Genomic DNA, 26,016 nt, shown 5'->3' with positions numbered 1-26,016 from the left:
CATCTACTCCCGCGACGCAGGCGCCACCTGGGCGAACGTCGCGCTTCCGAGCTGACATCACAGCTCGACCGATCCACCACTGCGCATCTGCGGGCCCTGCCCGAGATCGATCCCGACGCGCCACCGCGTCGACGGAAGGTACGACCTACGTGAACACCCCACCCCACGACCAGCCGCGAACCCGCCGCGAACGACTCGACCGCGAAGCGGCGACAGCCGCAGCACTTGCCACCATCACCCCCCTCCCGACAGCAACGAGACGCCCGGCGGACACCACCACCCAACGCCCGAGAGTCGTCGCGGCATCTCGGCCGGCGGGCGCGTCCAGGCCGCACCGGCGGCGCCCAGCACGGCGTCGCCTCGTCGCTGGTGCAGCGTCGACCATCGCCATGGCCTTTGCGCTCACCGCGACGATCCCCGCAATGGCAGGCCCCGGAATCACCGACACTGCCGAGCTGCCGTTCTCGTCCTCCGCCAGCCAGGAGGTGCTGATCGATCAGGGACGGACTGACGTCATCGTCGAGAGGTTCGAGTTCGAGGTTCGTCAGGACCTGGAAGCCGCAGCGCAGCTCGACGAGGCCGAGGTGCAACGCCTCGAAGCAGCCCAAGATTCGGAGTCTGTCGACGACGTCGACGGCGGCCTCTCCACGTCCTACCTGCAGACACCGTTCCCGAGCCGATCGGACCTCCCGATCTCGAGCCCATTCGGCCCCCGCTGGGGCCGCTTCCACATGGGTGTCGACATCCCACTAGCCCTCGGCGAGCCGATCTACCCCATCGCGAACGGGGTCATCACTGCCGTCTTCCAAGGCAACCACCCCGGCGGAGGCGGCTACATGGTCATCGTCGAGCACAACATCGACGGGCAGATCTACGAATCCTGGTACGCACACATGCAAGCCGGCTCCGTCGACGTCCAGGAGGGCGACGTCGTCACGCTCGACACGCTCGTCGGAGCCGTCGGATCCACCGGCAACTCCACAGGACCGCACCTTCACCTCGAGGTGAAGAACCCCGACGATATCTCCATCGACCCCCTGCGGTGGATCACGACGCGTGAGGAGATCCTGCCGCCGGCTGGCTACTGACACCCCACCGTCCGATCGCAATCGCACGAGAACCTCGGACGGCAAGCGGGCCACAGCACCTGCCCCGCAAACATTCCCCTCATCGGGACACACGAGCCGCCTGCGATCACCGGTCCACCGGCTCCGGCGTCGGGTCCGAACGTCCGCGGAGGCTGGCGACGTCGGCTCCCGCGCCGAGCTGCGCGTGGATCGCGTCGTGCTCGCTCATGTCGCTCGTGTCGACCGCATCCATGCGCGCGAGGATCGCCGCTGCGCGATCGGCAGGGTTCATCGCCTGCACGTAGAGGCGGTCGGCATCGCGTTGCGCCTGCTGCAGCTGCGGCAGCATCGCCGCGCGGCCGTGGTCGACGCCGAGCATGTAGATCGCCATCACGTCGTACGGCACCTCGTGCAGCTCGAGGGTGCCGCTGACGAGTCCCTGCCATGCCGCTTCGAGGTCGATCTGCTCGACCTGCGCCGCTCCCCCGTCGCTGGTCGTCGACGTCGTGGTGGCGACGGCACGTGCTCGAGCGCGACCGCGCGGTGCGATCGTGACGTCCTGGCCGATGACGTCGTAGCCGATGACGGCCGGCTGGGTGATGGTCCGGTTGATGCCACCACGGGCGGTGGTGCCCCATGGCTTCTCGGTGACGTCGCCGGCGAACACGATCGCGACGTTCCCCGCCTCCGCTGCCACCTCCGCGATCCGCTCGGCGCGCTTGCCGGTGACGCGCACGCGGTATTCGGTGGGCGGTGTCTTGTGCCAGGCGCCGGCATCGTCGCGGTAGTCGCCGGAGACGAGCACGCGCAGGTACGCGTACGCGCGGCCGGTCTTGTCATCGTGGGCGAGCGTCGGTGGCTCTGCCAGGTTGCCGGATGCGGCGATGAACGTACCCATGCTCCTGCTCCCTAGGCGGCCGTGGCCGGCAGGCGGTCGATGAGGTCGGGGCGGAAGCCCGACCAGTGGTTTTCGGGCTCGTCGTCGACGACCACGACGGGTGCTGCGCGGTAGCCGAGCTCTTCCACGACGTAGAGCATCGCTGCCTCCACCTCGGTCACGTCGACGACGCGGTACTGGATGCTCTTCGCGTCGAGTGCTCGGTAGGTCATGGTGCACTGCGGGCACGCTGGCTTGCTGTACACGGTCACGGTGGTCATCTGTCCCTCAACCCCAATCGTTCTTTCGCCTTCGCGGTGCTGTGCACCGTGGCGACCGGAGGGAGTGGAGCGCGGAACGCTCCGAACGCCCGAGCGCATGCGAGGCCCGACAGGGCGGCCCGTGAGGGTCGGGGTTCGTGCGTGGGCAGCGTGCAGCGACGGGAGGGAGTTACGCTCCGCGGAGCGCGAAGGCGAACGAACGAAGAAGCGCCGGCGCAGCCGGCTCGATCCGGCCGGCCTTGCCGGCTGCCGCAGTCCGCTGCGGCGCCCCTCGTTGCCATGGCCTCACTCTGCCGCGCGTGCATGGTCGTGGGCTGGCACGGGGAGGGACCGTGCTTGTCGCGTCAGGAACGCGCCTCGAGCACGGCGAGGCCGGCCTCGAGCGCTCGGAGGACCATGTAGTGCTTGCTGCGGTCGTCGGCGGCTGCGAGCCGCTGCAGGCGGACCGGGAGGTCCGAGTCCGGGAACCGGACGAGCATCGTCAGCGAGACGCGGCTGGCCTCCTCGTCGATGGCCGACGTCGGCGCCGGCCGGGCCGGGCCGTCCAGTGTGACCGGCTTGGGCGTCGCCGCGGCGGGCGCGGGCTCCGGTGCCGCACCCTCGGCGAATGCGGCGATCGCCGCGGCGCGATCTTCCTCGGGCGTGCGCCTCTTGATGGTCATGCCTGCTCCCCCATTCCGGCCTGGAGCTCTGCGGTCAGTTCCAGGATCTCTGCGCGTGCCTTGGCGTTGTTCCACTCGACCACTCCCCTGCCCTCACCGATGACGTCGCGGTATGCATTCCGCTCGTGGATCTGCGTGCTGAGCGGGCGCAGCCCGGGGTAGTCGCTGAGGTAGTCACCTGCCTCGCCCTGCTCGGTGCCGAAGGCGTACGTCGGCACCTGGTTGAGCAGGGAGCGGGCGTCGAGACTCGGATTGAGGTCGCGCGCCTGCTCGACCACCTCGCTCATGTGCGGGAGCGTGTCGAGGTCGAGCTGGCTAGGGCGGACGACGACGAGCAGCTGGTCGGCCGCGATCATGCCCGTGGGCATCTCGCGGCTGTCGTGGCCGGCGACCTCGCTCAGATCCTGGACCTGCTCGAGAAGGCGCGGAAGATGATGCCCCCGGGGCAGCCCACCAGCTAACCTCCAGCGCGCTTAGCGTCACACCGGCGCCAACACCTACGCCGATACTTTCGGTACGCCGCTGGATGATTGACCGCCGACCGGAAGCGATCGTTCGCGGCACGCCATGCGTCTCAGAACCAATGGTGTCGCGCCGTCCTACGGCACACAGTTGCGAGGCGTGGTTACGAGACTCACAGGCACCGAAGAATGCCGGCGTTCAACGGGACGGCTGGGAGAGCGTTCTGGTCACTACGAGACGTCGCGTAACTCTAGGGAGACGAGACGCTCGGACTCTCATCGAGCCTGGCGAGGATGCGGTCGAGCCCTGGGGCCCAGCTGCCTGGGATGTAGAGCGGTCCGCCGAGCATGGACGATGCGATTCGTCGCAGCTCGTTCGGGGAGTCCCAACCAATGGAGGCTTCATCTTGACGTTGCTGATCGTGGAACGCGACGGTGCTTGTCTCGATGCAGAGATTGCGCACCGCCGACGCTGCCCAACCGCCACGCGTCCCAAACTTCTTGCTCCAACGGCCAAGCTCGCGACGTTGGAGAGATCTCGCAAGAGCGACGGCATCGACGTCTTCTGCGTCGCGGATGCGCTCCAGCACGGAATCGAGTTCTGGATCGCGCTCCTCCGTGCGCCACCGATATCGGAGCAGAGGCGAGGTGGCGACTTGCCCGCTAATCCAATCGTCACCCTCCACCGCGGCCTCGTTCGCCGAAAGGACGGTTCGCCCCGGCGTCCGCTCGCCCATGGCGTCGCACAGGAAGTAGTCCGTCGGCTGCTCCGGGATGAGGGTTGCGGCGATCGGACCCCACAGATGACGGGGTGCGACCTCGACACCCGTGCGCTCGAGCGATCCGTAGGTCGTGCTGCCATCTCCGCATCGATGGTTCAGCCCGCCGAACATCACGAGTGCGGCACCCGCCCAACCCGTCCCATCGTCGAATGTGACGATGACGCCGCGCTCGACGTCACCAGAACGGTCGGGTTCCGAGAAGACAAGCCCGAACTCCACCGGTTCAGCAGCGTCCTGGGTACGACGACGGAACATCGCCCCAGCGTGCCACGCCAACGGTCTGCAGGCGACGCCCGCAGGCGAGAGGAGGCCGCGTGCGATCATCGGCACATGGACGATGCTGACGCCGCCGCCCTTGAGCATGAGCGCCGCGTCTTGGATCGACTCGAGGAACGCGCTCGCGTGCTCGTCGGCGATCGTGGGACCGTCGAGCGCTTGAGCTGGTCGGATGTCATCTGGGTCGTCGACATCACCCCCGCGAACCTGAATGCTCGACGAATCAGAATCGTGGCCGAGCAGCGCCTTCTCGTGAGCGTAGGCGACCGCGGCGGTCAGTTCGAGCTCAGCTACAGCGCGGACGACGAAGCCTTCGCCGCACAGGTCATCGAGTCCGTGATCGCCGGACGGGTCTACGAGACCCTTGGGGTGTGGGGAACGACGACGCACGTCGAGTTCGAAGATGGCCAGCGCACGTCCGAGACGGCTATCGCTGTCTGGAAGCGCCCCGGCAGGTCGAAGCGCCGACCCTACGAGCCGTATTGACGGGGACGCTCATCACTCGACGCGCGGCAAACAAGCCACCCGCCGCCACGCGCGCGCAAGCTACCTTTCAACGCCGTCGGCTACGGTCGGGCGCATGCGATCCGGTCGTCGCGACCCTCTTCCAGCGAGAGCGCTCCTAGCCGCTGAGCGCCGTGCGGCCCCGCGGCCGCGCCAAGAACGTCGCCAGAACCCCGTTCCGATTGCTTCGCGTACTGAAACCCGCGGAGCTTCTCGCACGGCATTCTGATCGTCACGCCGACTGGACACCGAAGACGATGAGCACGAGGCTCCACGCGACGGCAGGACCCGCCAGCGCCTCGAGCGACACCGGCGAGCGAGCCGGTCCGGTCGCGCTAGACCGACACGGCCGCGCGGGCGCCGGCGAGCAGGTCGAGCGCGCGCACGCGCTCGTCGGTGCGGGTGCCGTGCACGGCGAGCATGACCTCGTCGGCCGACGCCTCCTGCGCGAACGCCTCGATGGCAGCCATGGCGTCCTCGCCCGTGCCGACGACGGAGCGCCGCATCATCGCGAGGATCTGCCTGCCCTGCGGCGACTCGGCGAGCACGTCGAGGTCCTCGTCCGACAGCGACTCGGCCGCCGCGACGCCGCGCAGCAGGAAGCCGCGCACCCGGCTGCGGCGCACGACGGCCTCCATCTCGAGCGCCTCCTCGCGCGTGGGCGCGACGATGGCGTTGAACGCCGCGATGACGAAGGGCTCGGCGAGCTGCGCCGACGGCTGGAAGGACTCGCGGTAGACGCGCACGGCCTGCAGCAGCAGGTCGGGTGCGAAGTGGGAGGCGAACGCGTACGGCAGGCCGTAGGCGGCGGCGAGCTCGGCGCCGAAGAGCGACGAGCCGAGGATCGTGATGGGCACGTTCGTGCCGGCTCCCGGCACGGCCTGCACGCCGTCGACGATCGACGCGCCCGACAGGTACCCCTGCAGCTCGCGCACGTCGTGCGGGAACTGCTCGGCGGCGCGCGGGTCGCGACGGAGCGCCTGCACCGTGCGCTGGTCGGTGCCCGGCGCGCGTCCGAGGCCGAGGTCGATGCGGCCCGGGTGCAGCGCGGCGAGGGTGCCGAACTGCTCGGCGATCGTCAGCGGCGAGTGGTTGGGCAGCATGACGCCGCCCGAGCCGAGCCGGATCGTCGAGGTGTGGGCGGCGACGTGGGCGATGAGCACCGACGTCGCGCTCGAGGCGATCTGCGGCATGTTGTGGTGCTCGGCGTACCAGACGCGATCGAAGCCGTGCCGCTCGGCGGCCTGGGCGAGCGCGACGCTGCCGTGCAGGCTGTCGGCGACGGACTCCTGCTGGCTGACGGGAGCGAGGTCGAGGATGGAGAGGCGCACGTCATCGGTCAACGTGCGCCCCCCGCCCCTCATTCCACGGACGCGTCAGAGCGCCTCGAGCACGACGGCCGTGCCCTGCCCGCCGCCGCCGCAGATGCCGATCGCGCCGAGCGATCCCGTGCCCGCCTCGTGCAGGCGCCGCGCGAGGTGCCCGACGATGCGCGCGCCGGATGCGCCGATGGGGTGGCCGAGCGCGATCGCTCCACCGTTCGCGTTCACGATCTCCGGGTCGATGCCGAGCTCGCGCGTCGAGACGATGCCGACGGCGGCGAACGCCTCGTTGATCTCGACGGCGACGAGGTCGGAGGCGGCGGCGTCGATGCGGCCGAGCGCCTGCAGGATCGCGTTCGACGGCTGCGCGTGCAGCGAGACGTCGGGTCCGGCGACGAACCCCGTCGCGCGCACCTTCGCGAGGCCGGCGATGCCGTGCTCGGCGGCGTAGCGGCTCGAGACGAGCACGACGGCGGCGGCGCCGTCGGTGATCTGCGACGCGTTGCCTGCCGTGATGGTGCCGTGCTCGCGGTCGAACGCGGGACGCAGGCCTGCGAGGGACTCCTCGGTCGTGTCCGGGCGCACGCCGTCGTCGGCGGAGACGAGGACGGTCTCACGCCCCTTCCGCACCTCGATCGGTGCGATCTCGTCGTCGAGGCGGCCCGCCTCCTGGGCTGCGGCCAGCCTGCGGTGGGATGCGGCGGCGAATGCGTCCTGCTGCTCGCGCGTCACGCCGAGGCCCTCGTTGAACGACTCCGTCGAGGCGCCCATCGAGCGGCGCTCGAAGGCGTCGGTGAGCCCGTCGTGCTCCATGGTGTCGACGAGCTCGAGGGCACCGAAGCGCGACCCGGTGCGCATGGGTGCGGCGTGCGGGGCGAGCGACATCGACTCCTGGCCGATCGCGAGCACGACGTCGGCCTCGCCGAGCTGGATGAGCCGGTGACCCGCGACGACGGCCTCGGCGCCCGAGAGGCACACGGCGTTGATGCCGAGCGCCGGCACCGTCATCGGCACGCCGGCGGCGACCGCCGCCTGCCGCGGCGGGTTCTGCCCCACGGCCGCGGGCAGCACCTGGCCGACGATCACGGTCTGGACGGACTCGGGCGAGACGCCGGCCTTCGCGAGCGCCGCGGCTCCCGCGTGCCCTCCGAGGGCCGTCGACGTGGTCTGTGCGAGCTGCCCGAGGTAGCGGGCGAACGGGGTGCGGGCGTATCCGGCGACGATCGTGTCGATCATGGCTGCTCCTTCGCAGTGGCGGTGGAGCCAGCCTACGACCGCGCTACTCGGTGGGCTCCGGCACGACGTTCACGAGCCACTGCACGCCGAAGCGATCGACGAGCATGCCGAAGAGGTCGCCCCACGGCGCCTGCTGCAGGTCCTCGAGGATCGTCGCGCCCTCGGCGAGGCCCTCCCACCACGAGCGCAGCAGCAGCTCCTCGTCGCCCGAGAGCGACACCTGCTGCGTGCCGCGATCGATGGGCATCGCGTCGGCGATGTCGGCGCCCATGATCGTGTGGCCCTGCTCGGTGCGCAGCTGCGCGTGCATGACCTTCGTCGCCTCGTCGGGCGAACCCATGCCCGACTCGCCGAACGTGCTCGACTCGAGCGAGCCGCCGAGCACGTGGTGGTAGAACGCCATCGCCTCCGCGGCCGTGCCGGGGAAGGACAGGTAGGGGTTGAGCACCGTCGTCATGGTCGACCTCCTCGTCGTGCCGCCATGGTGCACCCGCGCGGGGGTGCGGCGCCACCCGTCGCGCCCACGGGCGCCGAGGTCACCGCTCGGGCGGGGCCTCGCCGCGATGGATCGCCTCGGCCTCGGTCTCGGACACGAGGACCAGGCCGCGCGCGGTGTTGGCCATCTCGGCGAGCACCTCGAGCCACACGGGGTTCAGCTGCGGCGGCCGCGAGCCCGCGAAGCGGAACTCGAGCGGCACCGACGGCGACAGCCACAGGCTCACGCGGCCGGAGCCCGAGTCGGGCTCGACCGTCCACGACACGAGGAACGCCTCCTGACGGCGCAGCTTCGACGCGATCACGGTCTTCAGATGCGCGAGCATCCGATCCTCGATCTGGTACTCGGTCGCGCCGGCGTAGGTGAGATGTCCCATCGCGCCCACGGTAGCGGCAGCGACGGCGCTTCGACAGATGCCGCGCGCTAGCGGCCCTCGCCCTCCTCGTACCACTGCGCCGCGGTGTCCTCGTCGCCGCGTGCGGGCGCCTCGCCGCTCCACTGCTCCGCGGCGTCGGACGTCGCCTCGTCGGCTCCCCCGGCGTCGCCGCCCGTCCACTGCGACGGGACGTCCTGCTCCGCGCCGCCGTGGTGCGAGCCGTCGCCGGCGTCGGCCTCCCACTGCTCCGCGCGGTCGCGGTGCCCGCCCGCGGCGGCCTCCGTCGTCTCGTCCTCGGTCCGCCCTGCGTGCTCGTCGCCCATGGTCGACCTCCTCTGCTGGCGACGGTACGCGTCGAGCGTCGAGCCGTCCCGCGCTTGACATGCGGCGCACCGAGGTCGTGAGGATGCGCGCGCAGGGCGTGAGGGAATCGTGAGGATCGCCGCGGCGCGGCTCGCCGAGGCGTTGGATCGCCTCCGGTGCCAGGCACCCGCGTCCGCAGATCCCGGCGCGTCCCGCACAGCAACGGAGTCACCCACGATGCTCGACCTCATCGTCGTCGCGAGCGCCATCGCGATCTTCGCCCTCCTCGGGCTCGCCGTGCGGGGGGTCGAGCGGCTGTGATCGTCTTCGAGATCCTCGCCGCCGTGCTCGCCGTCGCAGCGATCGGCATGCTCGTCGCCGCCCTCGTCCGCCCGGAGCGGTTCTGATGGACGCGACCGCCTCCGCCTGGCTCTCCGGCGGGCTCAGCCTCCTCACGGTGCTCGTGGCGCTCGCGCTCGTGCACCGCCCCCTCGGCGACTTCCTCGCGCACACCTACACGTCGAAGCGGGATCTGCGCATCGAGCGCGGCTTGTACCGCGTGATGGGCGTCGACTCCTCGTCGGAGCAGACGTGGCAGGCCTACGCCCGCGCCATCCTCGCCTTCTCGCTCGTCGGCCTGCTCGCGGTGTACCTGCTGCAGCGGCTCCAGACCGTGCTGCCCTACTCGCTCGACCTGCCTGCGGTCCCGGAGGTGCTGTCGTTCAACACGGCGGCGTCGTTCACGACGAACACCAACTGGCAGTCCTACTCGCCGGACGTGACCCTCGGCTACACGGTGCAGCTCGCCGGCCTCGTCGTGCAGAACTTCGTCTCGGCCGCCGTCGGCATGGCCGTCGCCGTCGCGCTCGTGCGCGGTCTCGCGTACCGCCGCTCCGGCACCATCGGGAACTTCTGGGTCGACCTGACGCGCGGCACGATCCGCGTGCTGCTGCCCATCTCGCTGCTCGGCGCGCTCGTGCTGCTCGCGGGCGGCGTCATCCAGAACCTCGCCGGCTTCCAGGACGTCGGCACCCTCGCAGGCCTCACGCAGGTGCTGCCGGGCGGTCCCGTCGCATCCCAGGAGGCCATCCGGCTCATCGGCACGAACGGCGGCGGCTTCTTCAACGCCAACTCGGCGCACCCGTTCGAGAACCCGGCGGCGTGGACCAACGTGCTGCAGATCCTGCTGCTGCTGCTCATCCCCTCCGCGATGCCGCGCATGTTCGGCACGATGGTCGGCGACAGGCGGCAGGGCTACGCGATCGTCGCCGTCATGGGCGCGCTCTTCCTCGCGATCTGGGCGGCCGCCATGGCGTTCGAGATCGGCGGGGCCGGCACGGCGCCGCAGCTCGCCGGTGCTGCGATGGAGGGCAAGGAGGCGCGCTTCGGCATCGCAGGCTCGGTGCTGTTCGGGATCGCCACGACCGGCACGTCCACCGGTGCCGTGAACTCGATGCACGACTCGTACACCGCCCTCGGCGGCATGATGCCGCTGCTGAACATGATGCTCGGCGAGGTCGCCCCCGGCGGCGTCGGAGCCGGGCTGTACGGCATCCTCGTGCTGTCGATCATCGCCGTGTTCATCGCGGGCCTGCTCGTGGGACGCACGCCCGAGTACCTCGGCAAGAAGATCACGGCGACGCAGATCACGCTCGCGAGCCTGTACATCCTCGTCACGCCCGCGCTCGTGCTCATCGGCACCGCGCTGTCGTTCGCGATCCCCGCCGTGCGCGAGGACGTCGAGGGCACGTCGATCTGGAACCCCGGCGTCCACGGCCTCACCGAGGTGCTCTACGCCTTCACGTCCGCCGCGAACAACAACGGCTCCGCATTCGCAGGGCTCACCGCGAACACCGACTGGTTCAACTCGGCGCTCGGCGTCGCGATGCTGCTCGGCCGGTTCCTGCCGATCATCCTCGTCCTCGCGCTCGCCGGCTCGTTCGCCGCGCAGGACCACGTGCCGGCGACCGCCGGCACCCTGCCCACGCACAGGCCGCTGTTCGTCGGCCTCACCGTCGGCGTCATCATCCTCGTGACCGCGCTCACCTACTTCCCGGTGCTCGCGCTCGGTCCGCTCGCAGAAGGGCTGGTCGCATGACCACCGTCACCCAGGTGCCCGAGCAGGCACCCGCCTCCACCCCCGCGCCCAAGCGCGCCGGCATCGGCTGGGATCAGGTCCGCCAGGCCATCCCCGGCGCGTTCCGCCGCCTCTCGCCGCGACATCTCTGGCGGAACCCCGTCATGCTCATCGTCTGGGCAGGCGCCGTCCTCACCACGGCGATCGCGATCGCCGAGCCCTTCCTGGGCGGCTCCGGGGACTCCGGCGGCACGCAGGTGCCCGGGGCGTTCACCGCGATCATCGCCGTGTGGCTGTGGCTCACCGTGCTCTTCGCGAACCTCGCCGAGGCGATCGCCGAGGGCCGCGGCAAGGCGCAGGCCGACACGCTGCGCCAGACGCGCACGAGCACGATGGCGACGCGGGTCGACTCCTACGACGCCGATGCCGACGTCTCGGTCGAGCGGTCGGCGACGAGCGAGGTCGCGTCGAGCGACCTGCGCCTGGGCGACCACGTGGTCGTGACGGCCGGCGAGCTCGTGCCCGGCGACGGCGACGTGGTCTGGGGCGTCGCATCGGTCGACGAGTCGGCGATCACCGGCGAGTCGGCGCCCGTCATCCGCGAGTCGGGTGGCGATCGCAGCGCGGTCACCGGCGGCACGCGCGTGCTCTCGGACCGCATCGTCGTGCGCATCACCGCGAAGCCCGGCGAGACCTTCGTCGACCGCATGATCGCGCTGGTCGAGGGCGCGGCACGCCAGAAGACGCCGAACGAGATCGCGCTGAGCATCCTGCTCGCCTCGCTGTCGATCGTGTTCGTGCTCGTGACGCTCACGCTGAACCCGATCGCGTCGTACGCGGCCGAGCCCGTCGCGCTCGCCGTGCTCATCGCCCTGCTGGTCTGCCTCATCCCCACGACGATCGGGGCGCTGCTGAGCGCGATCGGCATCGCCGGCATGGACCGGCTCGTGCAGCGCGGCGTGCTCGCGATGTCGGGCCGCGCCGTCGAGGCGGCCGGCGACGTCACGACGCTGCTGCTCGACAAGACAGGCACCATCACCTACGGCAACCGTCGCGCGACCGACGTCGTGCCCGTCGCGGGCGTCGGCCGCGAGGAGCTGCTGCAGGCGGCGGCGCTGTCGTCGCTCGCCGATCCCACCCCCGAGGGACAGTCCATCGTCGAGCTCGCACGGACCGAGGGGACGGCGTTCGACGAGCGCACCCCCGGCGAGATCGTGCCGTTCACGGCCGAGACCCGCATGTCGGGCCTCGACCAGCCCGACGGCACCCGCATCCGCAAGGGTGCCGGGTCGGCGGTGCGGGCCTGGCTGACGGCCGAGGGCGCGCCGCCGTCGGATGCCGATGCGCGCGAGCTCGAGGCGGCGACCGACGCGATCTCGTCGTCCGGCGGCACGCCGCTGGTCGTCGCGGTCTCGGCGCCCGGCTCGGCCGCTCGAGCCCTGGGCGTCGTGCACCTCAAGGACGTCGTGAAGGACGGCCTCACCGAGCGGTTCGCCGAGCTGCGAGCCATGGGCATCCGCACCGTGATGATCACGGGCGACAACCCCCTCACCGCAGCGGCGATCGCGAAGGAGGCCGGCGTCGACGACTACCTCGCCGAGGCCACGCCCGAGCAGAAGCTCGCGCTCATCCGCACGGAGCAGGAGGGCGGCAACCTCGTCGCGATGACGGGCGACGGCACGAACGACGCACCCGCGCTCGCGCAGGCCGACGTCGGGGTCGCGATGCAGTCGGGCACGTCGGCGGCGAAGGAGGCCGGCAACATGGTCGACCTCGACTCCGACCCGACGAAGCTCATCGACATCGTGCGCATCGGCAAGCAGCTGCTCATCACGCGCGGGGCGCTCACGACGTTCTCGATCGCCAACGACGTCGCGAAGTACTTCGCGATCATCCCCGCGATGTTCATGGGGGTGTTCCCCGGGCTCGGCGTCCTCAACGTCATGGGCCTGTCGTCGCCCGCGTCGGCGGTGCTGTCCGCCGTGATCTTCAACGCGCTCGTCATCGTCGCCCTGATCCCGCTCGCCCTGAAGGGCGTGCGCTACCGGCCGGTCGCGGCGTCCGCGCTGCTCGGCCGCAATCTCCTCGTCTACGGGCTCGGCGGCCTCGTCGCACCCTTCATCGGAATCTGGCTCATCGACCTCGTCGTGCGCCTCATCCCCGGCTTCTGAGAGGCATCCATGTCCACCACCAGGACCACCACCCGAACCCTCTGGGTGTCGCTGCGCGCCGTCGTCGCCTTCACGGTCATCACCGGCGTGCTCTACACGGCCGTCGTCACGGGCATCGGGCAGCTCGCCCTCCCGTCGCAGGCGAACGGCTCGCTCATCCGCGACGACGAGGGGCAGGTCGTCGGCTCGTCGCTCATCGGCCAGCCGTTCGTGGACGCCGACGGCGAGCCGCTGCCCGCGTACTTCCAGCCCCGCCCGTCCGCGGCAGGAGACGGCTACGACGGCGGGGCATCCTCCGGGTCGAACTACGGCCCCGAGAGCCCCGAGCTCATCGCCGCGATCGAGGAGCGACTCGCCCAGGTCGCAGACCTCGAGGGCATCGCCGTCGAGGACGTCCCGGCCGACGCCGTCACGGCCTCCGCCTCCGGCCTCGACCCGCACATCTCGCCCGAGTACGCGGCCATCCAGGTCGACCGGGTCGCCGAGGAGCGCGGCCTCGACACGAGCGTCGTCGAGGATCTCGTCGCGGCGCATACGACCGTGCCGCCCGCCGGCATCGGCGGGTCGCCGGTCGTGAACGTCCTCGAGCTGAACGTCGCGCTCGACGGTCTGGCCGGCTGACCGTGGCACGGTGGGGGCTGCGCGGGATGCTCGACGCCGGCTCCATCGGCGAGGCGAGGGTCGACGTGCTAGGAATCGACCAGTCTCGGGACGAGCGGGAGGGCTGACATGGCACGGGGGCGGCTGCGGGTGCTGCTGGGCGCCGCCCCTGGCGTCGGCAAGACCTACGCGATGCTCGAGGAGGGCAGGCGGCTCGGGCTCGAGGGCTCCGACGTCGTCGTCGCCCTCGTCGAGACGCACGGCCGCGCGGCGACCGCGCAGATGGCGGAGGGGCTCGAGCTCGTGCCGCGCCGCACGCGATCGCACCGCGGCATGGTGCTCGACGACATGGACGTCGACGCCGTGCTGCGCCGGGCACCCGACGTCGCCCTCGTCGACGAGCTCGCCCACACGAACGCGCCCGGCGGCCGCCACGAGAAGCGGTGGCAGGACGTGCACGACCTGCTCGCCGCCGGGATCGACGTCATCTCGACGGTGAACATCCAGCACATCGAGTCGCTGCACGACGTCGTGCAGCGCATCACGGGCATCGTGCAGCGCGAGACGATCCCCGACCACGTGCTGCGCGAGGCCGACACCGTCGAGGTCGTCGACCTCTCGCCGCAGGCGCTGCGCGATCGGCTCGCCGGCGGGCGCGTCTACCCCGCCGAGCGCATCGACGCCGCGCTGTCGAACTACTTCCGGCTCGGCAACCTCACGGCGCTGCGCGAGCTCGCGCTGCTCTGGCTCGCCGACGAGGTCGACCAGGCGCTGCAGCGCTACCGCGCCGAGCAGGGCATCGACGCCCCGTGGGAGGCGCGCGAGCGCGTCGTCGTGACGCTCACGGGCGGACGCGAGGGCGAGACGCTGCTGCGCCGCGGCGCGCGCATCGCCGCCCGATCGTCCGGTGGCGACCTGCTCGCGGTGCACGTCACGACGCAGGACGGGCTGCGCTCGGGCGACCCCGACGCGCTCGCACGGCAGCGCGCGCTCGTCGAGGAGCTCGGCGGCACCTACCACCAGGTCGTCGGCGACGACGTGCCCGAGACGCTCGTCGGCTTCGCGCGCGCCGTGAACGCGACGCAGCTCGTCATCGGTGCCTCGCGCCGCGGCAGGCTGCAGACGGCCCTCACCGGCCCGGGCATCGGGCAGACGGTGATCGCGAAGGCCGGCTCGATCGACGTGCACGTCGTGACCCACGCCGCGGCGGGCGGCCGGCTGCGACTGCCACGGCTCGGCGGCGCGCTGTCGGCGCGGCGCCGACTCGCGGGCCTCGCCGTGGCCCTCGGCGTCGGACCGCTGCTCTCGTGGGCGCTGTGGAGCGTGCGCAGCACCGAGTCCATCACGAGCGACGTGCTCGCCTTCCAGCTGCTCGTGGTCGTCGTGGCGATCGTCGGCGGGCTCTGGCCGGCGGTCTTCGCCGCCGTCATGAGCGGCCTCGCGCTCGACTACCTGTTCATCGAGCCCCTCCTGACCGTCACGATCGACGATCCGCTGCACGCGGCGGCCCTCGCGCTCTACGTCGTCATCGCCGTGCTCGTGAGCATCGTCGTCGACCGTGCCGCGCGGCTCACGCGCGCCGCTCGCCGCGCCGCCGCCGAGTCCGAGCTGCTCGCGACCGTCGCCGGCAGCGTCCTGCGCGGCACGGGCGCCGTGCAGGCGCTCGTCGATCGCACGCGGGAGGCGTTCGCGCTCGACGGCGTCGCGCTCGCGGAGGACGAGCGCACGGTCGCGAGCGCGGGCGCGACGCTCGGCGTCGGCACGCGCGTGCCCGTCGGCGCCGACGCGTCGCTCGTGCTGCACGGGCGCGACCTCGACGCGAGCGAGCGCCGCCTGCTCTCGGTGATCGTCGCGCAGCTCGAGGCGGCGCTCGAGCGCGACGACCTCGTCGAGACCGCGAGCGAGGTCGCGCCGCTCGCCGCGACCGACAAGGTGCGCACGGCGCTCCTCGCCGCGCTCAGCCACGACCTGCGCCGACCGCTCGCCGCCGCGGGCGCCGCCGTCGGCGGCCTGCGCGCCGCGAGCGCGACGCTGACGGAGACGGACCGCGCCGAGCTGCTCGCGACGGCGGAGGAGTCGCTCGGCGCGCTCGCGACCCTCCTCACCGACCTGCTCGACGTCTCCCGCGTGCAGGCGGGCGTCCTCGCGGTCTCGAACGTGCGGCTCGATCCGGCGGACGCCGTGCTGCCCGCGCTCGACGAGCTCGGCCTCGCCGTCGACGACGTCGAGCTCGACCTCGATCCCGCGGGGACGCTCGCGACCGCCGACCCGGTGCTGCTGCAGCGCATCGTCGTCAACCTCGTGGCGAACGCGCAGCGCCACGCTCCTGCGGGCTCCCGCGTGCGGATCGCGACGAGTGCGTTCGCCGACCGCGTCGAGGTGCGCGTCGTCGACCACGGCCCCGGCATCCCGCCCGAGCGGCGCGACGACGTGTTCGTGCCCTTCCAGCGGCTCGGCGACGTCGACAACGCGACGGGGCTCGGCCTGGGGCTCGCGCTCTCGCGCGGCTTCGCCGAGGGCATGGGTGGCAGGCTCGACGCCGAGGACACGCCGGGCGGCGGCCTCACGATGGTCGTGACGCTGCGTGCGGCGGATGCGGAGCACGAGGGAGGCGCGACATGAGGATCCTCATCGCCGACGACGATCCGCAGCTGCTGCGGGCGCTGCGCATCACGCTCGGCGCCACGGGCTACGACGTGACGACGGCCGCCGACGGCGCCGAGGCGGTCGCCCGGGCGATCGAGGAGCACCCCGACCTCGTGATGCTCGACCTCGGGATGCCGCGGCTCGACGGCGTCGAGGTCATCGAGGCGATCCGCGGCTGGTCGGCGACGCCCATCCTCGTCGTCTCCGGCCGCACGGGCGCCGCCGACAAGGTCGAGGCGCTCGACGCCGGCGCCGACGACTACGTCACGAAGCCGTTCCAGATCGACGAGCTGCTCGCCCGCATCCGGGCGCTCACGCGGCGCATCCCCGCGGTCGAGGCCGATCCGGTCGTCGCGTTCGGCGACGTCGTCGTCGACCTCGCCGCCCGCACGGTCGTGCGGGCGGGCGCGCCCGTGCGGCTCACCCCCACCGAGTGGCAGCTGCTCGGCATGCTGCTGCGCAGCCCCTCGCGCCTCGTGACGCGGCAGGCTCTGCTCGAGGAGATCTGGGGCACGCGGCACGTCCGCGACGCCGGATCGCTGCGCCTGTACGTCTCGCAGCTGCGCAAGAAGCTCGAGCCCGAGCCCGCCCACCCGCGGCACCTGCTCACGGAGGCCGGCATGGGATACCGCTTCGAGCAAGGGTCGCCGGACGCCCCCGCCAACGTGCAAGGCTCGACCCCGTGAGCACCATCCTCGTGACCGGAGCATCCGACGGCATCGGCGCGGTCGCCGCGCGCCTCCTCGCCCAGCAGGGGCACCGCGTGCTCGTCGCCGGGCGCGACCCCGACCGCACGGCGTCCGTCGCGAAGGCCGTCGGCGGGCAGGCGTTCGTCGCCGACCTCACGCGACTCGCCGACGTGCGCGCCCTCGCCGACGACGTGCTCGAGGCGACCGACGGGCGCCTCGACGTGCTCGCGAGCAACGCCGGCGGCATCCTCGGCGCCAGGCGCATCACCGAGGACGGCAACGAGGCGACGCTGCAGGTCAACCACCTCGCACCCTTCCTCCTCACGCACCTGCTCGCCGACGCGCTGCGCGCCGGCGACGGCATCGTGGTGCAGACGGCGAGCGCCGCGCACCACGCCGGACGCATCGATCCCGGCGACCTCGTGCTGCGGCGCGGCTACTCCCCCTCGCGCGCCTACGCGAACGCGAAGCTCGCGAACGTCCTGTTCGCGCGCGGCGTCGCGGCGCACCTGCCCGGCCTGCACGCCGTCGCCTTCCACCCGGGCGTCGTCGCCACGTCGTTCGGCACCGGCTCGACGAGCCCGCTGCGCTGGATCTACCGCGGCCCGCTGCGGCGCCTGCTGACGACCGACGAGCACGCGGGCGAGACGCTCGCGCTCCTCGCCGCCGGCACGCCCGGCGCCGACTGGACCCCCGGCGTGCCGTGGACGGACGGCGCGTACTACGACCAGCGGAGGCTCGGACGGGCCTCGCGACGCGCCCACGACACGGACCTCGTGGAGGCGATCTGGCGGGCCAGCGCGGCCGCCGTCGGGATTCCTCCGCGTCATGGCTCGACGTAGAGCCCGGTTGCGCGTAGGCTATGAGCACGGGCCCTGCTCATCGGGTCCGCCACGAGGGTCATCTCGCCGGCGTCGTCCGGCAGCGTCGGTGACTGTCGCTGCAGCCTTCGCGACGCCCGACCCCCCGTCCATCTCCGAGCCGACACCGGCTCCCCATCGACTCGTCGTGCACATCGCACGACGGACACGCATCGAAGATTCGCTGCGACACCAAGAGGTCGGCATCGCCGACCACGACACGAAGGAATGACGTATGGCCACCGGCACCGTCAAGTGGTTCAACTCCGAGAAGGGCTTCGGGTTCATCGCACCCGAGGACGGCTCGGCAGATCTCTTCGCGCACTTCAGCGCGATCGTCGGCTCCGGCCGTCGCGACCTGTTCGACGGCCAGGCCGTCGAGTTCGACGTCGAGCAGGGCCAGCGCGGCCCGCAGGCGACGAACATCCGCGCCCTCTAAGCAGGACACGCATCACGGCGGGCTCGCACCTTCGGGTGCGAGCCCGCCGTCGTCGTACCGGGCGACGCGCGGCGGCTACCGCGTGCGCCGCAGCAGCACCACGGCATCCGCGAGCGTGACCTCGCTGCCGTCGGGGGCGACGACGTCTCGCGCGCGGACCTCCGCGATCGCGACGTCCCATCCCGCGCCGAGCGCGAGCTCCTCGACGATCCCGTCGGGTCCCGGCAGCGCATGGCCGGCCGCGTGCATGTGCGCGGGCGCCCACGCCGGCGTCGCCGCGTGCGCCACGACGAGCACGTGGCCGCCGACGACGACGCGCGCCGCCTGCCTGCGCACGATCGCGCCGCGATCGAGGTGCACGGGCGACTGCAGATAGCTCGCGGCGACGAGGTCGACGTCGCCCGCCGCCTCCCACGCACCGAGGTCCGCGGCCTCGACGGCGGCTCGGTCCGTCAGCCCAGCGCGATCGATCGTGCGGGCGGCGCGAGCGATCGCGGTCGGCGACACGTCGACGCCCGTGACGCTCCAGCCCTGCTCGGCGAGCCATGCGACGTCGCCGCCCTCGCCGCAGCCCAGGTCGACCGCGACGCCCGGCGTCAGGCCGCCGGCGACGTCCACGAGCACCGCGTTCGCGTGGCCGGACCAGTGGCGGCGTGCCGCGTAGCGCTGCTCCCAGTAGGCGGCGGGGGCGACGCCGGGCGCGACCTCGGACTCCGCGGCGAGCGCTGCGACGGCCGCGGCGGCGTCGACCGCGACGAGCGTCGCGTTGAGCCCGGCTCCCGCCATGGATCCGGCCCCCATCGCGAGCGGCACGTTGCCGAACGGCACGACGACGTTGCCCGCCGCGAAGATCCGCGGGTGGCTCGTCGCGCCACGCGGGTCGACGTCGAGCACGCTGCCTGCGAGCCCGTCGACGCGGGCGAGGCCGAGATCCGCGACGGCTCCGTCGTGCGGCTCGAGCGCGCCGCCCGTGAAGATGGCGTCGATCGCGTGCTCGACGCCGTCGACCGTCCGCACCGCGGCGATCGCGGTGCCCTCCCCCAGCACCGCCTCGACCTCGGCGCGCACGATCCGGATGCCGCGAGCGCGCAGCCGCGCCACGACGTCGGCCGGCAGCTCGCCCGCCGCGTGGACGAACGCGACGACGTCGTCGGTCCACTGCCGCAGCAGCTCGATCTGGTGCACGCTCGCCGCGCTCGTGGCGAGCACGCCGATCGTCCGATCCCGCACCTCCCAGCCGTGGCAGTAGGGGCAGTGCAGCACCGTGACGCCCCACCGCTCGGCGAGCCCGGGGATGGGCGGCAGCGCGTCGGTGACGCCCGTCGCGAGCACGATGCCGCGCGCTGCGACCGTCGAGCCGTCGGCGAGCATCGCGACGACGCCGTCTGGGGCATCCTCGACGCGCACGACGTCGCCGGCTCGCACCTCGACGCCGTAGGCGGCGACCTCGTCGCGTCCGCGGGCCAGGAGGCTCGCGGGGTCGATGCCCTCGTGGCCGAGCACGCCGTACATGTGGGCTGCGAAGCGGTTGCGGGGGCTGCCGGCGTCGAGCACGAGGGTGCGGCGCCGAGCACGGCCGAGCATGAGGGCGGCGGAGAGGCCGGCGGTGCCGCCTCCGATGACGAGGGCGTCGTAGCGAGGTTCCATGCCTCCACCATCGAGCGGCCATGAGAGGATGGCAAGCGCGCTTGCGGATTCGGCAAGCGCAGGAACGAGGAGGACGCATGGACGCGCTCGAGCAGGTGGGTGCGCGGCTGCGCGCCGCGCGGCAGGCGCGCGGCTGGACGCTCGACGACCTCGCAGGGCGTGCGCGCATGTCGGCGAGCACCCTCTCGCGGCTCGAGTCCGGCAAGCGGCAAGCCTCGCTCGAGCTGCTGCTGCCGCTGACGACCGAGCTCGGCATCCGCATCGACGACCTCGTGACGCGCGAGCAGCCCGACCCGCGCGTCCGACGCGCCGTGACGCATCGCGACGGCATGGTGCTCGCTCCCCTCTCGCGCGAGCGCTCGAAGGTCCAGGCGCTGAAGGTCACGTACCTGCCGGGCCACGCGTGCGGCGAGCCGCGCGTGCACGAGGGCTACGAGTGGCTCTACGTGCTCTCCGGCAGGCTGCGCCTCGTGCTCGGCGATCGGGAGGTCGTGCTCACGCGCGGCGAGGCGGCGGAGTTCGACACGTCCGTGCCGCATGCGATGACGGTCGTCGGCGCGCGGCCCGTGGAGGTGCTGAGCATCTTCGACGAGACGGGCGCTCGCATGCAGACGCACACCGCCGAGGCCTGATTGCTCGGCGTGTCCCCGCGAGATCCTCGGCGTGTTCATCCGCCGGTCATGGAGGATGCGTAGGTTCGGGGACATCCCCTGCGCAGGACCGTCGCATCGCGACGCTCGCGCCGTTCCATCGAGAGGACCTCCATGCCCGCTCGCAGACGTGCCGCCGCCACCGCGGCGCTCGCCATCGCAGCCCTCCTCGCCGCGCCCGCGGCAGCCGTCGCGGCACCGCCGCCCGGCGGCGTCACCCTCACGCTCATGGCGACGACCGACGTGCACGGCCACGTCGCCGACTGGGACTACTTCCGCGACGCGCCCTATCCCGCCGAGGATGCCCTGGGCCTGGCCCGCATCGGCACCGCGATCGACGAGGTCCGCGCCGAGCAGGGCGAGGAGTCCGTCGTCGTCGTCGACAACGGCGACGCGCTGCAGGGCACGCCGTTCACCTACCTCTACGGGTACGGCGACGAGCGCGACGCCGTGCTGTCGGACGCCATCGAGCACCCGATGGCGCAGGCGTTCGACGCGATCGGCACCGACGTGCAGGTCGTCGGCAACCACGAGTACAACTACGGCCTCGACCTGCTCGAGGCCTACGAGGGCGACCTCGACGCTCCCCTGCTGGGCGCGAACGTCATCGACGTCGACACGGGCCAGCCGTACCACCAGCCGTACGAGATCGTCGAGCGCGTCATCGACGGCCAGACCGTGCGCGTCGGCGTCCTCGGCCTCGTCACCCCGGGCGTGCGCGTCTGGGACCGCCAGCTCGTCGAGGGCGAGCTCGTCTTCCAGGACATGGTGACGGCCGCCCAGCAGTGGGTGCCGGAGGTCGCGCAGCAGTCCGACGTCGTCGTCGTCCTCGCCCACACGGGCCAGGGCACCGTGGCGGACGCGTCGTACGACGCGCAGGCGCTGCCCGAGGACGTCGCGGGCAACATCGCGAGGATGGTGCCCGGCATCGACGTGCTCGTCGCCGGCCACAGCCACCGCGACGAGCCGCAGACGGTCGTCACGAACGTGGACGGCGAGCCGGTGCTCATCACGCAGCCCGCCTACTGGGGCACCTCCGTCAGCGAGGTCACGCTCGAGCTCGCTCCCGTCGCCGACGGCTTCGAGGTGTCGTGGGCGGACGGGTTCGCGCCGGCCGTGACGCCCCACTACGGCTCCGACGTCGCGGTCGAGTCGCAGACGGTGCTCGATGCGATCGGCGACGAGCACCAGGCGGCGATCGACTACGTGAACACGCCCGTCGCGCAGTCGACGCAGGCGCTGCCCGCGGCGACCTCGCGCTACGAGGACACCGCGATCATCGACTTCATCAACCAGATCCAGCTCGAGACCGTCGACGCCGGCCTCGAGGGCACCGAGTGGGCGGACGCGACGGTCATCTCGCAGGCGTCGCCCTTCTCGCGCACGGCGCAGTTCCCCGAGGGGCAGGTCACGATCCGCGACATCGCAGGGCTCTACATCTACGAGAACACGCTCACGGGCGTCGAGCTCACGGGTGCGCAGCTGCGCGACTACCTCGAGTTCTCGGCACGGTACTTCGTGCAGACCGAGGTGGGGGCGACCTTCGACCCCGCCACGGGCACGAACGCCGTCACGCCGGATCGTCCGGAGGGCGTGCCGGACTACAACTACGACATCGTCGCGGGCGTCGAGTACGTCATCGACGTGTCGCAGCCGGTCGGGTCGCGCATCCTCGGCCTGTCGCACGCCGACGGCACGCCCGTGACCGACGACGAGACGTTCGTCATGGCCGTCAACAACTATCGGCAGTCCGGCGGCGGCGCGTACCCCCACGTCGCGGCGGCGCCCGTCGTCTACGACGAGCGACTCGAGATCCGGCAGCTGCTCATCGACTGGGCGAGCGAGCGAGGCACGATCGACCCTGCCGACTTCTTCGTGCAGAGCTGGTCGCTGACGACCGATGCGCGGGTGGACCCGAGCCAGCCGCCCGTCGACCCGACGCCGTCGGAGCCCGCACCGTCCGTGCCGGCACCGTCGACGCCTGCCGCGCCGGGCGCTGGCGACGACGTCGCCCCGGGCGCGGGAGGACAGGGCTCGCTGCCGCAGACCGGCGCGGAGCCGACGTGGGCGCTGCTCGCCGCGGCGCTCGCGCTCCTCGTCGGCGGCCTGCTCGTGGCGCGCCGACGCACGACGGTCGGCTGAGTCCGTGCGGGCCTGAGCGCCCGAGCGACGGGCCGGATGCGCTGCGCATCCGGCCCGTCGTCGTCAGCCGACGATGCGTCGGCAGGCGCCGCGCGCCACGAGGTGCGCGTGCTGCAGGAACGTCGGCTCGCCGGCGGCGCGGTCGCGGAAGGCGAGCTCGACGAGCGCGTCGACCATCGGGCCGGCCGTGTCGAGCGCGACGGCGGCGAGCGCATGCTGCACGCCGTGCTCGCGTACGAGGGCGTCGACGACCGGCGAGGCGACCTCGCTCCACTGGATGCGGGCGCGGTCGGGACCGAGGTCGATGCGGTCGCCCATGCCGAGCGAGCGCACGGCGGGCTCGACGCGGTAGTGCTGCGCGACGGTGTCGACGAAGGCGTCGATCGCCTGCTCGAGGGTCGGCTGTCCCAGGCGGAACGCATCGTCGAGGCGCTGCTGCAGCCGCTCGCGGCTGCGACGGCCGAGCTCGACGAGGATCGCGACGCGATCGGGGAAGTAGCGGTAGACGCTGCCGATCGCGAGACCGGTCTCGTGCGCGATCGCCGTGGTCGTGAGGCGCTCCGCGCCCCCCTCCTCGACGAGTCGCGCGGCGGCGTCGACGATCTGCGCGACGCGCCGCGCAGCCACCGCGGACTGGGGCGCGCGCGGGGCGCTGGCGACGTCGGGCGTCATGATCATGGTTCGTGGCACGATGAGACCTCCGAACCTATGACGGCCCACGGATGCCGCTCGTGACGGTCCGAGGGCGAAGTGTCCCCCGAACGCGATGCGCCCGGGCCTCGTGCGGCGACGTCCGGGGGTCAGCGGATGCTGCGTCGCACCGCGAGCGTGCGGTCGTCCGTCGCGGGGTCGACGATCACGAGCCCGTGCCGCTCCAGGAAGCGCTGCGGGTCGACGTCTGCCTCGCCGACCTCGGTCGCGAGCACGGTGGCACCGCGACGTGCCGCCTCGGCGACCACGAGCGCGAGCACGGCCGAGCCGACGCCCGCGCGGCGCGCGTCGACGGCGACGAACACCTCGTCGAGCACCGCGATCGTGCCCGACCAGACGTTCGGTCGCAGCGTGACGAGGCCGACGGCGATGGACGGCGTCCCCGCGACGATCGCGAACGTGTCCTCGCGCTCGAGCAGCGCCGCGAGCCGCTCGGCGAGCACCTCGGCGCGGGGCGCGGGCGTCGCCCGCTCGGCCCTGGCCTCGTGCAGCAGGCGCGCGACGTCGCGCGCGTCGCCGCCCGTCGCGAGCCGTGCATCCTCGCCAGCCATGCTCCGAACCCTACGCCCGGACGCAGCCGCCGTGGGCGAGGATCTCGCGGCAGGCAGTGCAGCCCGGACCGCCGCGATCACGGCTGAGCGGCGCGTCGAACGCGTCATCCGGCCGACACCCCGCTCACGCGCGGATGCGGCGGGCCACCGGATCGCACGGTCGCGACGCCGTCCCTCCGCAGGAGCGCGACGGGCTGGCACCGCCGCACTCCACGCCCGCGCCGGGGTCGACCCGTACGGTCCGCGTCCGCGAGCCTGACGGGAGACGTGTCCGATGCCCACCGCGCGGTGCGAGAGGATCGACGGGTCGATCCCGACCGGATCCCGACCAGCCCGAGGAGTGCCATGCCGTCGTCGCGCCAGCCGCGCACGAGCCCCGCGACGCCGGAGTTCCAGCGCAACGCCATCGCGCCGGGCGTGCTCGGCGCCGTCGCGGCCTTCGTCGGTCCTGCGCTGCTGGGCCAGGGCATCCACATCGTCGTCGTGTTCGCCATGGCGATCCTCGCGGTCATCGTCGCGGTCTTCGCCGGGCAGGCCGGCCACTGGTGGTGGATCCCGCCGATGGCGGCGATCGCGATCGCCTGGAACCCGCTGTACCCCTTCGAGATGGCCGGACCGTGGTGGATCGGCGCGCACGTCGTCGCCGGGCTCGTCTTCCTCACCGCGGGCGCGCTCGTGAAGGCGCGCGTCGAGGACTGAGGCGGAATGGCACCGCGGCGGGCCGGGTTGTCCCCTGCATGGAGCACGAGACCGACGACGCCCCCGGCGGGTCCCCGACGGTGCGCCTCGAGCTGTTCTCCACCTCGTTCTGCGGCGCCTGCCGCCAGACGCGCGCGGTGCTCGAGCGGGCAGCGGGCCTCGTGCCCGGCGCCGTCGTCACCGAGCACGACCTCGCGCTCGAGCCGGAGCTCGGCGAGCGCATGGGCATCGTGCAGTCGCCGACGACCATCGTCCGCGACGCGTCGGGCCGCGAGCTGCTGCGCGCCGCCGGGGTCCCCTCGGTGCCGCAGGTGCTCGTCGCCGCCGAGCAGGCGCTGTCGGGCGCACGGCGACCTGGTTCGTGAGCACAGGTCGCATGCCGCACGGCGACCATGCGGACAGGCGTAAAATGATTCGTCTTGACCAAGCGAACCAGCCGGGTTCGCACGACGGAGGTCCCGTGGCCGGCAACGCCACCACCCGCTTCGACAACGTATCCCTGCTGTCGGTCGCGAGCACCCTGCCCAGTCGGGTGACCACATCCGACGACATCGAGGGTCGCCTCGCGTCCGCGCTCGCGCGCCTGCGCCTGCGCCCGGGGCTGCTGCGCCGCGTCGCCGGCGTGCTCGAGCGGCGCAACTGGTCCGAGGGCGAGTCGTCCGACGACGCGACCGTCGACGCCGGTCGCCGCGCGCTCGCCGAGGCGGGCGTCGACCCCTCCGAGGTCGGGCTCATCATCAACACGTCCGTCTCGCGACCGCACCTCGAGCCGTCGGTCGCCGTGCGCCTCCACAACGGCCTCGGCCTGCCGAGCTCGGCGATCAACTTCGACGTCGCGAACGCGTGCCTCGGCTTCGTCAGCGGCCTGAGCCTCGCCGCCGGCATGATCGAGTCCGGCCAGATCCGCTACGCGATGGTCGTGAACGGCGAGGACGCCGACGAGATCCAGACGAACACCATCCGCCGCCTCGTCGACGCCGACGGCGACCGCGAGGCGTTCATGAGCGAGTTCGCCTCCCTCACGCTTGGGTCGGGCGCCGCGGCGGCCGTGCTCGGTCGTACCGACGAGCACCCCGACGCGCACCGCATCCTCGGCGGCGTCACGCGCGCCGCGACGCAGTTCCACGACCTGTGCGTCGGCAGCGTCGACGGCATGTTCACGGATGCGAAGGCCCTGCTGAAGGGCGGGCTCGACCTCGTCGTGTCGGCGTGGAAGGAGGCCTCGAGCGAGTGGGACTGGGCGACCATGGACCGCTACATCACGCACCAGGTCTCGTCCGTCCACACGAACGCGATCGTGAAGGCCGCCAAGCTCGACCGCTCGCGCGTGCCCACGACGTACGAGCGCCTCGGCAACGTCGGCCCCGCCTCCATCCCCATCACGCTCGTCGAGGAGCAGGCGACGCTCGCGAAGGGCGATCGCGTGCTGCTCATGGGCGTGGGCTCGGGCCTCAACACCGCGATGCTCGAGCTCGCGTGGTGACGGCATCC

At 72.4% G+C, this 26,016-nt stretch carries 28 protein-coding genes; 15 read left to right on the top strand and 13 right to left on the bottom strand.

Features of this window, described 5'->3' with window-relative positions; translation table 11 throughout:
* The first annotated feature begins 389 nt into the window (after positions 1-389).
* Positions 390-1,088 carry a M23 family metallopeptidase gene (locus tag ABD249_RS11435; protein ID WP_344343626.1) on the top strand — a complete coding sequence of 233 codons (699 nt, stop codon included), beginning with the start codon at positions 390-392 and terminating at the stop codon, positions 1,086-1,088.
* 106 nt (positions 1,089-1,194) lie between these two features.
* Here ABD249_RS11435 and ABD249_RS11430 read toward each other — a convergent pair whose 3' ends face one another.
* From ABD249_RS11430 to ABD249_RS11410, 5 genes are all read right to left on the bottom strand, one after another.
* Positions 1,195-1,965: a hypothetical protein gene (locus ABD249_RS11430; RefSeq protein WP_344343624.1), complete on the bottom strand. Its 771-nt coding sequence runs from the start codon at positions 1,963-1,965 to the stop codon at positions 1,195-1,197.
* Between the two features lie 11 nt (positions 1,966-1,976).
* Positions 1,977-2,225, bottom strand: coding sequence for a glutaredoxin-like protein NrdH (nrdH, locus tag ABD249_RS11425; protein WP_344343622.1), 249 nt, complete (start codon positions 2,223-2,225; stop codon positions 1,977-1,979).
* A 344-nt stretch (positions 2,226-2,569) separates the two neighbouring features.
* On the bottom strand, positions 2,570-2,887 hold the full coding sequence (locus ABD249_RS11420) for a hypothetical protein (protein ID WP_344343620.1): 318 nt from the start codon (positions 2,885-2,887) through the stop codon (positions 2,570-2,572).
* Positions 2,884-3,243, bottom strand: coding sequence for a P-loop NTPase family protein (locus ABD249_RS11415; protein WP_344343618.1), 360 nt, complete (start codon positions 3,241-3,243; stop codon positions 2,884-2,886). The genes ABD249_RS11420 and ABD249_RS11415 overlap by 4 nt, the downstream gene beginning before the upstream one ends.
* Before the next feature lie 356 nt (positions 3,244-3,599).
* The gene (locus ABD249_RS11410) at positions 3,600-4,493 is read right to left on the bottom strand and encodes a hypothetical protein (RefSeq protein WP_344343616.1); all 894 of its coding nucleotides are present in this window, start codon (positions 4,491-4,493) and stop codon (positions 3,600-3,602) included.
* Here ABD249_RS11410 and ABD249_RS11405 point away from each other — a divergent pair.
* On the top strand, positions 4,461-4,892 hold the full coding sequence (locus tag ABD249_RS11405) for a hypothetical protein (protein ID WP_344343614.1): 432 nt from the start codon (positions 4,461-4,463) through the stop codon (positions 4,890-4,892). The two genes, ABD249_RS11410 and ABD249_RS11405, sit on opposite strands and share 33 nt — an antisense overlap.
* Before the next feature lie 353 nt (positions 4,893-5,245).
* Here the strand turns inward: ABD249_RS11405 and ABD249_RS11400 are convergent, their stop codons facing one another.
* The 5 genes from ABD249_RS11400 to ABD249_RS11380 all read right to left on the bottom strand — a co-directional run bounded on the left by ABD249_RS11400 (position 5,246) and on the right by ABD249_RS11380 (position 8,663).
* On the bottom strand, positions 5,246-6,253 hold the full coding sequence (locus tag ABD249_RS11400; protein WP_344343612.1) for an LLM class flavin-dependent oxidoreductase: 1,008 nt from the start codon (positions 6,251-6,253) through the stop codon (positions 5,246-5,248).
* Between the two features lie 33 nt (positions 6,254-6,286).
* Positions 6,287-7,468 (bottom strand): acetyl-CoA C-acyltransferase, encoded by a 1,182-nt coding sequence (locus ABD249_RS11395; protein WP_344343610.1) that lies wholly within the window; start codon positions 7,466-7,468, stop codon positions 6,287-6,289.
* A 43-nt stretch (positions 7,469-7,511) separates the two neighbouring features.
* Positions 7,512-7,925, bottom strand: coding sequence for a VOC family protein (locus ABD249_RS11390; protein ID WP_344343608.1), 414 nt, complete (start codon positions 7,923-7,925; stop codon positions 7,512-7,514).
* A 79-nt stretch (positions 7,926-8,004) separates the two neighbouring features.
* Positions 8,005-8,340 (bottom strand): DUF7882 family protein, encoded by a 336-nt coding sequence (locus ABD249_RS11385; protein ID WP_344343606.1) that lies wholly within the window; start codon positions 8,338-8,340, stop codon positions 8,005-8,007.
* 47 nt (positions 8,341-8,387) lie between these two features.
* On the bottom strand, positions 8,388-8,663 hold the full coding sequence (locus ABD249_RS11380; RefSeq protein ID WP_344343604.1) for a hypothetical protein: 276 nt from the start codon (positions 8,661-8,663) through the stop codon (positions 8,388-8,390).
* Positions 8,664-8,960: 297 nt separating this feature from the next.
* On the opposite strand from ABD249_RS11380, the gene ABD249_RS11375 reads away from it, so the two are divergent.
* The 8 genes from ABD249_RS11375 (at position 8,961) to ABD249_RS11340 (ending at position 18,125) form a co-directional block, all read left to right on the top strand.
* Positions 8,961-9,050 (top strand): potassium-transporting ATPase subunit F, encoded by a 90-nt coding sequence (locus ABD249_RS11375; protein WP_144717453.1) that lies wholly within the window; start codon positions 8,961-8,963, stop codon positions 9,048-9,050.
* Positions 9,050-10,741 (top strand): potassium-transporting ATPase subunit KdpA, encoded by a 1,692-nt coding sequence (kdpA, locus tag ABD249_RS11370; protein ID WP_344343600.1) that lies wholly within the window; start codon positions 9,050-9,052, stop codon positions 10,739-10,741. Before ABD249_RS11375 ends, kdpA begins: the two co-directional genes overlap by 1 nt.
* Positions 10,738-12,891: a potassium-transporting ATPase subunit KdpB gene (kdpB, locus tag ABD249_RS11365; protein WP_344343598.1), complete on the top strand. Its 2,154-nt coding sequence runs from the start codon at positions 10,738-10,740 to the stop codon at positions 12,889-12,891. The genes kdpA and kdpB overlap by 4 nt, the downstream gene beginning before the upstream one ends.
* A gap of 9 nt (positions 12,892-12,900) precedes the next feature.
* The gene (gene kdpC, locus ABD249_RS11360; protein WP_344343596.1) at positions 12,901-13,512 is read left to right on the top strand and encodes a potassium-transporting ATPase subunit KdpC; all 612 of its coding nucleotides are present in this window, start codon (positions 12,901-12,903) and stop codon (positions 13,510-13,512) included.
* 108 nt (positions 13,513-13,620) lie between these two features.
* Positions 13,621-16,113, top strand: coding sequence for a sensor histidine kinase (locus tag ABD249_RS11355; protein WP_344343594.1), 2,493 nt, complete (start codon positions 13,621-13,623; stop codon positions 16,111-16,113).
* Complete coding sequence (locus ABD249_RS11350; protein ID WP_344343592.1) at positions 16,110-16,823, top strand: response regulator transcription factor; 714 nt, start codon at positions 16,110-16,112, stop codon at positions 16,821-16,823. The genes ABD249_RS11355 and ABD249_RS11350 overlap by 4 nt, the downstream gene beginning before the upstream one ends.
* Positions 16,820-17,668, top strand: coding sequence for an SDR family NAD(P)-dependent oxidoreductase (locus ABD249_RS11345; protein WP_344343590.1), 849 nt, complete (start codon positions 16,820-16,822; stop codon positions 17,666-17,668). Before ABD249_RS11350 ends, ABD249_RS11345 begins: the two co-directional genes overlap by 4 nt.
* A 253-nt stretch (positions 17,669-17,921) precedes the next feature.
* A complete protein-coding gene (locus tag ABD249_RS11340; protein ID WP_344343588.1) occupies positions 17,922-18,125 on the top strand; it encodes a cold-shock protein in 204 nt (67 codons plus the stop codon).
* 75 nt (positions 18,126-18,200) lie between these two features.
* Here ABD249_RS11340 and ABD249_RS11335 read toward each other — a convergent pair whose 3' ends face one another.
* Positions 18,201-19,772, bottom strand: coding sequence for an FAD-dependent oxidoreductase (locus ABD249_RS11335; RefSeq protein WP_344343586.1), 1,572 nt, complete (start codon positions 19,770-19,772; stop codon positions 18,201-18,203).
* Positions 19,773-19,849: 77 nt separating this feature from the next.
* Between ABD249_RS11335 and ABD249_RS11330 the strand changes: the two genes are divergently transcribed.
* Positions 19,850-20,404, top strand: coding sequence for a helix-turn-helix domain-containing protein (locus ABD249_RS11330; RefSeq protein WP_344343584.1), 555 nt, complete (start codon positions 19,850-19,852; stop codon positions 20,402-20,404).
* A 132-nt stretch (positions 20,405-20,536) separates the two neighbouring features.
* On the top strand, positions 20,537-22,564 hold the full coding sequence (locus ABD249_RS11325; RefSeq protein WP_344343582.1) for a bifunctional metallophosphatase/5'-nucleotidase: 2,028 nt from the start codon (positions 20,537-20,539) through the stop codon (positions 22,562-22,564).
* A gap of 63 nt (positions 22,565-22,627) precedes the next feature.
* Here the strand turns inward: ABD249_RS11325 and ABD249_RS11320 are convergent, their stop codons facing one another.
* Both ABD249_RS11320 and ABD249_RS11315 read right to left on the bottom strand, forming a co-directional pair.
* Positions 22,628-23,236, bottom strand: a complete 609-nt coding sequence (locus ABD249_RS11320) for a TetR/AcrR family transcriptional regulator (protein WP_344343580.1) — start codon at positions 23,234-23,236, stop codon at positions 22,628-22,630.
* A gap of 128 nt (positions 23,237-23,364) precedes the next feature.
* Entirely contained in the window at positions 23,365-23,826 is a 462-nt protein-coding gene (locus ABD249_RS11315; RefSeq protein ID WP_344343578.1) for a GNAT family N-acetyltransferase, read from the bottom strand.
* A gap of 345 nt (positions 23,827-24,171) precedes the next feature.
* Between ABD249_RS11315 and ABD249_RS11310 the strand changes: the two genes are divergently transcribed.
* From ABD249_RS11310 to ABD249_RS11300, 3 genes are read left to right on the top strand one after another with little or no spacing between them, the layout of a single operon-like run.
* Positions 24,172-24,525 (top strand): DUF6804 family protein, encoded by a 354-nt coding sequence (locus ABD249_RS11310; protein ID WP_344343576.1) that lies wholly within the window; start codon positions 24,172-24,174, stop codon positions 24,523-24,525.
* A 38-nt stretch (positions 24,526-24,563) separates the two neighbouring features.
* Complete coding sequence (locus tag ABD249_RS11305) at positions 24,564-24,890, top strand: glutaredoxin family protein (protein ID WP_344343574.1); 327 nt, start codon at positions 24,564-24,566, stop codon at positions 24,888-24,890.
* A gap of 44 nt (positions 24,891-24,934) precedes the next feature.
* On the top strand, positions 24,935-26,008 hold the full coding sequence (locus ABD249_RS11300) for a 3-oxoacyl-ACP synthase III (RefSeq protein ID WP_344343573.1): 1,074 nt from the start codon (positions 24,935-24,937) through the stop codon (positions 26,006-26,008).
* The last annotated feature ends 8 nt before the right edge of the window (positions 26,009-26,016 follow it).

Source organism: Agrococcus versicolor, assembly GCF_039531815.1.
GTDB lineage: Bacteria > Actinomycetota > Actinomycetes > Actinomycetales > Microbacteriaceae > Agrococcus > Agrococcus versicolor.
The sequence above is the reverse complement of the archived record's forward strand: the minus strand, read 5'-3'. Positions and strand labels throughout refer to the sequence as shown.

What these genes read in the sequence shown, in the direction of transcription:
- ABD249_RS11390 (WP_344343608.1), bottom strand. Translation starts at nt 7,925, where the DNA reads ATGACGACGGTGCTCAACCCCTACCTGTCCTTCCCCGGCACGGCCGCG.
- kdpB (WP_344343598.1), top strand. Translation starts at nt 10,738, where the DNA reads ATGACCACCGTCACCCAGGTGCCCGAGCAGGCACCCGCCTCCACCCCC.
- ABD249_RS11405 (WP_344343614.1), top strand. Translation starts at nt 4,461, where the DNA reads ATGGACGATGCTGACGCCGCCGCCCTTGAGCATGAGCGCCGCGTCTTG.
- ABD249_RS11310 (WP_344343576.1), top strand. Translation starts at nt 24,172, where the DNA reads ATGCCGTCGTCGCGCCAGCCGCGCACGAGCCCCGCGACGCCGGAGTTC.
- nrdH (WP_344343622.1), bottom strand. Translation starts at nt 2,225, where the DNA reads ATGACCACCGTGACCGTGTACAGCAAGCCAGCGTGCCCGCAGTGCACC.
- ABD249_RS11320 (WP_344343580.1), bottom strand. Translation starts at nt 23,236, where the DNA reads ATGACGCCCGACGTCGCCAGCGCCCCGCGCGCGCCCCAGTCCGCGGTG.
- ABD249_RS11420 (WP_344343620.1), bottom strand. Translation starts at nt 2,887, where the DNA reads ATGACCATCAAGAGGCGCACGCCCGAGGAAGATCGCGCCGCGGCGATC.
- ABD249_RS11315 (WP_344343578.1), bottom strand. Translation starts at nt 23,826, where the DNA reads ATGGCTGGCGAGGATGCACGGCTCGCGACGGGCGGCGACGCGCGCGAC.
- ABD249_RS11385 (WP_344343606.1), bottom strand. Translation starts at nt 8,340, where the DNA reads ATGGGACATCTCACCTACGCCGGCGCGACCGAGTACCAGATCGAGGAT.
- ABD249_RS11430 (WP_344343624.1), bottom strand. Translation starts at nt 1,965, where the DNA reads ATGGGTACGTTCATCGCCGCATCCGGCAACCTGGCAGAGCCACCGACG.
- ABD249_RS11410 (WP_344343616.1), bottom strand. Translation starts at nt 4,493, where the DNA reads ATGCTCAAGGGCGGCGGCGTCAGCATCGTCCATGTGCCGATGATCGCA.
- ABD249_RS11435 (WP_344343626.1), top strand. Translation starts at nt 390, where the DNA reads ATGGCCTTTGCGCTCACCGCGACGATCCCCGCAATGGCAGGCCCCGGA.
- kdpC (WP_344343596.1), top strand. Translation starts at nt 12,901, where the DNA reads ATGTCCACCACCAGGACCACCACCCGAACCCTCTGGGTGTCGCTGCGC.
- ABD249_RS11380 (WP_344343604.1), bottom strand. Translation starts at nt 8,663, where the DNA reads ATGGGCGACGAGCACGCAGGGCGGACCGAGGACGAGACGACGGAGGCC.
- ABD249_RS11355 (WP_344343594.1), top strand. Translation starts at nt 13,621, where the DNA reads ATGGCACGGGGGCGGCTGCGGGTGCTGCTGGGCGCCGCCCCTGGCGTC.
- ABD249_RS11415 (WP_344343618.1), bottom strand. Translation starts at nt 3,243, where the DNA reads ATGATCGCGGCCGACCAGCTGCTCGTCGTCGTCCGCCCTAGCCAGCTC.
- ABD249_RS11395 (WP_344343610.1), bottom strand. Translation starts at nt 7,468, where the DNA reads ATGATCGACACGATCGTCGCCGGATACGCCCGCACCCCGTTCGCCCGC.
- ABD249_RS11300 (WP_344343573.1), top strand. Translation starts at nt 24,935, where the DNA reads ATGATTCGTCTTGACCAAGCGAACCAGCCGGGTTCGCACGACGGAGGT.
- ABD249_RS11335 (WP_344343586.1), bottom strand. Translation starts at nt 19,772, where the DNA reads ATGGAACCTCGCTACGACGCCCTCGTCATCGGAGGCGGCACCGCCGGC.
- ABD249_RS11305 (WP_344343574.1), top strand. Translation starts at nt 24,564, where the DNA reads ATGGAGCACGAGACCGACGACGCCCCCGGCGGGTCCCCGACGGTGCGC.
- ABD249_RS11330 (WP_344343584.1), top strand. Translation starts at nt 19,850, where the DNA reads ATGGACGCGCTCGAGCAGGTGGGTGCGCGGCTGCGCGCCGCGCGGCAG.
- ABD249_RS11350 (WP_344343592.1), top strand. Translation starts at nt 16,110, where the DNA reads ATGAGGATCCTCATCGCCGACGACGATCCGCAGCTGCTGCGGGCGCTG.
- ABD249_RS11340 (WP_344343588.1), top strand. Translation starts at nt 17,922, where the DNA reads ATGGCCACCGGCACCGTCAAGTGGTTCAACTCCGAGAAGGGCTTCGGG.
- kdpA (WP_344343600.1), top strand. Translation starts at nt 9,050, where the DNA reads ATGGACGCGACCGCCTCCGCCTGGCTCTCCGGCGGGCTCAGCCTCCTC.
- ABD249_RS11325 (WP_344343582.1), top strand. Translation starts at nt 20,537, where the DNA reads ATGCCCGCTCGCAGACGTGCCGCCGCCACCGCGGCGCTCGCCATCGCA.